This window comes from Streptomyces sp. NPDC032161 (assembly GCF_040636995.1).
GTDB lineage: Bacteria > Actinomycetota > Actinomycetes > Streptomycetales > Streptomycetaceae > Streptomyces.
In genome coordinates, this window is the sequence record NZ_JBEZVN010000128.1 from 1 (window position 1) to 1,020 (window position 1,020).

At 71.1% G+C, this 1,020-nt stretch carries 1 protein-coding gene; it reads right to left on the bottom strand.

Translation table 11 applies throughout. The features are described 5' to 3' along the window. Positions 1–164 precede the first annotated feature (164 nt). Complete coding sequence (locus tag AB0E67_RS36520; RefSeq protein ID WP_362035174.1) at positions 165–626, bottom strand: hypothetical protein; 462 nt, start codon at positions 624–626, stop codon at positions 165–167. Between the last annotated feature and the right edge of the window lie 394 nt (positions 627–1,020).

Sequence of the window (1,020 nt, forward strand, 5' to 3'; positions counted from 1 at the left end):
CGACCGGTACAGCGCGACTACTTCCGCCTTGAACTCGGCGGGGTAGTGCTTCATCCCCACGGGGACTCCGTTCTCCTGGACCATCAAGATCCAAGTCTCTCCGGTGTCCAAGATCCGGGGTCAGGGCCCGAAGGGCCTCCACGTTCGCCTTCGTGTCGGGCAGGTCAAATGTGGTGCCGTCGATCGCGGTCAGCCGCCAGTCGCGGTACCGGGCGCGCGTCGAACTGTTCGAAAGCCCGGTCCCAGACCTGGCTGGGCCGGTGCCAGGCGGTACCGTTCCACCAGTATCCGCCGTACCGGAAGAGGAACCCGCCCTCCCCGTGCTTCCAGGCGTTGTGGAGGCCGCTCAGGTCCTTGTCGCGGATCAGCAGCACGGTGTGTCCGTGCTCGGGGTGGTAGCGGACGGCCCACGCGTAGGTGCGGTTCTTCGGTTCGGTGGAGAAGGCCACCCAGCCCCCGCCCGCCAGGGGGGCCATGCGGCCCCACAGCCCTGTGCCCTGGTTGCGGCCGGTCCGCTCGATCGCGTCCGGGTTGTGCAGGGGCAGCCGCTCATCGCTGATGAACGGCAGGCCCGGGACAGGGTGGTCAGTACGCAGGCCGTTGGCGACCGGATGGATCTGAGGCAAGACGGCTTCTCCTCGTACGGTTCTCGGGGCCCGGCGCCCGTGCGCCGGGGTGCTCCCCCGATCCCTATCTCCTCCCGGGTATCGGCGTTGGCCGGTTTCGTGAGATCGGCGGATCCTGGCCTGTCCGTGGCCGGAGACCGTGGTCCTGCGGTCCCCGGCGGGCGGAGGGGGCACCGTGTTCCCGGGTCTCGCACCGGCCGCCCGGGAGGGTTGGCCGGCGCGGACTGTACCGGCGCCGCTCGTCGGGGCCGGGCGTAGCGGCGACGGCCACCGGGCAATGGCGGGGCGCATCTGGTGTCGGGTCAGACCCCCGCGGACGTCCGGGCGTCCTTGGCGGGTGTCACGGGCGCCGCCGCAGGGTCGCTGCCGTGCCCTTTCGGGGACCCGAACCAGG